This is a genomic window from Gemmatimonas sp. (assembly GCF_044376735.1).
GTDB lineage: Bacteria > Gemmatimonadota > Gemmatimonadetes > Gemmatimonadales > Gemmatimonadaceae > Gemmatimonas.
In genome coordinates this window covers 1-3,427 of record NZ_JBILKJ010000231.1, presented here as the reverse complement: position 1 = coordinate 3,427, position 3,427 = coordinate 1, and the positions used below count along the sequence as shown (strand labels likewise).

Genomic DNA, 3,427 nt, shown 5'->3' with positions numbered 1-3,427 from the left:
ACGATCTCGCACTGGCACGGCACGTCGGTGATCATCGCCACGGGCTCGGTGCCGGTGCAGCTGCCGTTCCTGAAGTTCGATGAGCAGCGCGTGTTGTCGAACGTGGGCGCGCTGTCGATTCCGGAAGTGCCCAAGCATCTGGTGGTCGTGGGCGGCGGCGTGATCGGCCTCGAACTCGGTTCGGTGTGGCGCCGTTTGGGTGCCAAGGTCACGGTCGTCGAGTTCCTGCCCACGATTCTCACCGGGAACGACGATGATCTGGTGAAGGAAGCGGACAAGATCTTCCGCAAGCAGGGGCTCGAGATCCACACCGGCACCAAGGTCACCGGTGCGGAGGTCCACAGCGATGGCGTGCGCGTGCATGTGGAGAAGGACGGCGTGGCGTCACATCTCGATGCCGACTATGTGCTGGTGTCGGTGGGGCGCAAATCGGCCACCGGCGGGATCGACCCGGCGGCGCTCGGCCTCGCGATGGGTACGCGCGGCGAGATCCTGGTGGACGATCAGCAGAAAACCAACCTGCCGGGCGTGTACGCGATCGGTGACGTATGCGGTGGCAAGCTGCTCGCGCACAAGGCGGAAGAAGAAGGCGTGATCGCCGCCGAAGTGATCGCCGGCAAGCCGGTGCACATGCACCACCGCACGATCCCCGGCATCGTGTACACGTGGCCGGAACTCGCCACGGTGGGACTCACCGAGCAGGAAGTGAAAGCGAGCGGCCGCGCGTATCGCGTGGGCAAGTTCCCGTTCAGCGCCAACGGCAAGGCGCGCACGATGGGCGAGACCCAGGGCTTCGTGAAGTTCGTCGTGGACCAGACCACCGACGAGATTCTCGGCTGCCACATGATCGGCCCGCATGTGGCCGACCTGCTCAGCGAAGTGGTGCTGGCCATGGAATACCGCGGCAGCGCCGAAGACATCGGCATCACGGTGCATTCGCACCCGACGCTCAGTGAGACGGTGAAGGAAGCCGCGCTGAGTGCGTTGGGTCGGGCGATACACATGTAGAACGCGAACTGCGAACTGCCGACGGCTTAGGAGGCAGGACGGAGACAAAAAGGGAGGAGGGAGCAGTGACTGCTTCCTCCTCCCTTGTGCCCTCCGCCCTGCGACCTAAGCCGTTGGCAGTTTACGACCTCACGGTCAGAGCATCTTCCCGATCACGATGCCGATCGCGAAGAGGCCAGCGCCGAGCATCAGAAGCATCGTCATCGGCAGCGCGGACCGCGGCTCGACCATCGTGTTGGTCGCGGTTGCCGTCACGGTCGCGGTCTGCTTTTCGATGCGGGCCTCGGGGATCGCGGCCATGATGTTGGCGGCGAGGTGCGACGGCGTAGTGATGCGACGGCGCTGCTCGGTTTCCGCTGAGATCAGCTTCCACAACTCCACCTGCTTGGCATCGGCGCGGCGCGCCTCGACCTCGCTCGTCTCGCCATCGAGCCACTGATGGATTGCCAGCACCTCGCTGGCCTCGGCCGCAGCCGTGCCGGACAGCGGCACTTCGCGATCCGTCACCTGACGATCAGCCACCGGTGCGGCGTCGCGCGGCGAAGAATCCTGACCGAGGTTCCGGTCGTCGTGCGCTTCATGTCGGTCGAGCATCAGTCGTATTTCTCCTCGAGCAAGGTCTGAAGTGCTTCTCGTGCCCGATGCACGCGCATCTTCAGCGCTCCAACGGTTGTCCCCAAAAGATCCGCCATCTCTTCGTAAGAGCGTCCTTCAACATGTTTCATGATGAAGGCCTCCCGAAGCGACGGGGCCAACTGCGCGAGGGCTGAGTCGAGATCCTGCCGCAGTTCGGTGCGGTCGAGGTCCTCATCGGGACTCGCGAAGGTGGAGGGCTGGTCGTCTTCGTCGTAGCTCAGGTGCGTGCGCCGAATGTTCTTCAGCCAGTCCTTGCACCCGTTCGCAACAATCCGAAAGAGCCAAGCATCGAATCGACCGCGGACCTCACCGAGATGGTGATAGGCCTTGATGAACGATGTCTGGAGAATGTCTTCGGCGACGTCGGGACTGCCCGTCATGCCCAAAGCATGCCGGTACAGCGGATCGCTGTACCGACCGATCAGCATCGCGAAGGCATCGCGTTCGCCCGCCAGAATGCGGGAGATGACGTCCTGGTCCGAATCGACGTCTGCGGGAGTGGGTTGTTCTTCCGTCATGGTCACGGCGCTAGGATAACGCCGCACGAACGGGATTGGCACCCCTTCCAGCAAACGCAACGGGCAGAACGCCGCTGTTCGTCTCGCGGGGAAGACGAATGGGCGCGGGAGAGGTCACGCAGGCCGTGGCGAGAGTATCGGCACGTGGTCGAACACACTCCAGTGGTGTGAACGGATGAGTACGCCATGTTCATCGAGGTGCGGCGGTTCGTAGCGAACCCGACCATGACTTTGCGGGGCGATTCCGGTGCGTGGCGACGCCGCGCCGCGTGCCACCGCCTGCTCCAGCGCCTCCTGCACGCCACGCACGACGCCACAGGGGACACCGACCCGTTCGAGCGCCGCGATGCAGTCGGCGGCCGGTCGCTGCGCGACGGCGGCGGCAATCGCGGCCACCACGCGATCGCGGTGCTCTACCCGACCGGCGTTGGTGGCCAGGATCGGCTCGACGGCGAGATCGACGAGTCCGAGGGCTCGCGCCGCGAGCGGCCACTGCGCATCAGCCCCGACCGCCAGCACGAACGGCCGGTCGGCGGCGGCGAAGAGTTGATAGGGCACCAGATTGGCGTGGGCGTTCCCCCACCGGCGGGCATCGCGCCCCGAGACCAACGTGTTCTGGGCCACGTTCGCCAGCGCCGCCAGGGCGGACGCGCTGAGCGAGACCTGAATCCGCCGATCATCGGTGGTGGTGAGCCCAGCGCGCCCCGCCAAGGCCCCGAGCAGGGCGATCGCGGCGTCCTTGCCGGTGATGAGATCCACCAACGCGACCCCGGTCTTCATGGGCGCTCCGCCGGGCTCGCCGGTGATGGCCATCCAGCCACTTTCGGCCTGTACGACGAAATCGTAACCTGGGCGTACGCTGGCCGGACCGAAGCCGGAGATGGTACACCAGAGGAGCTTGGTATTTTGCGCCAGTAACTGGTCAGCATCAAGACCATATCGAGCCAATACGCCAGGAAGGAAGTTTTCGATGACGATATCGGCGTTGGCGATGAGTTCCCGAACGAGCGCTAGATCGTCGGCGGATCGGAAGTCGGCGGCGAGCGACAGCTTGTTCCGATTGGTGCTCAGGAAGTAGGCCGACTCGCCGTCGGCGTCGAATGGCGGCCCCCAACCACGGGTGTCGTCGCCCGATCCGGTTCGCTCGACCTTGATGATGTGCGCGCCCAGATCACCGAGCACCATGCTGCAGTGCGGTCCGGCGAGCACCCTGGACAGATCGAGCACTTTGATGCCTTCTAGCGGTAGTCGCTTCATAGTGTCTT

The 3,427-nt window shown here is 64.7% G+C and carries 4 protein-coding genes; 1 reads left to right on the top strand and 3 read right to left on the bottom strand.

Annotated elements, in window-relative coordinates:
* Positions 1–1,008: FAD-dependent oxidoreductase (locus ACIRA7_RS15935; RefSeq protein ID WP_396221820.1), on the top strand; the 1,008-nt coding region annotated here is incomplete at its 5' end.
* A 135-nt stretch (positions 1,009–1,143) separates the two neighbouring features.
* Here ACIRA7_RS15935 and ACIRA7_RS15930 read toward each other — a convergent pair.
* The 3 genes from ACIRA7_RS15930 to ACIRA7_RS15920 all read right to left on the bottom strand — a co-directional run.
* Positions 1,144–1,602, bottom strand: a complete 459-nt coding sequence (locus ACIRA7_RS15930; RefSeq protein ID WP_396221819.1) for a hypothetical protein — start codon at positions 1,600–1,602, stop codon at positions 1,144–1,146.
* On the bottom strand, positions 1,602–2,162 hold the full coding sequence (locus tag ACIRA7_RS15925) for an RNA polymerase sigma factor (protein ID WP_396221821.1): 561 nt from the start codon (positions 2,160–2,162) through the stop codon (positions 1,602–1,604). Before ACIRA7_RS15925 ends, ACIRA7_RS15930 begins: the two co-directional genes overlap by 1 nt.
* Positions 2,163–2,276: 114 nt before the next feature.
* Positions 2,277–3,427 (bottom strand): CaiB/BaiF CoA transferase family protein (locus ACIRA7_RS15920; protein WP_396221818.1); only part of this gene is annotated, 1,151 nt, incomplete at its 5' end.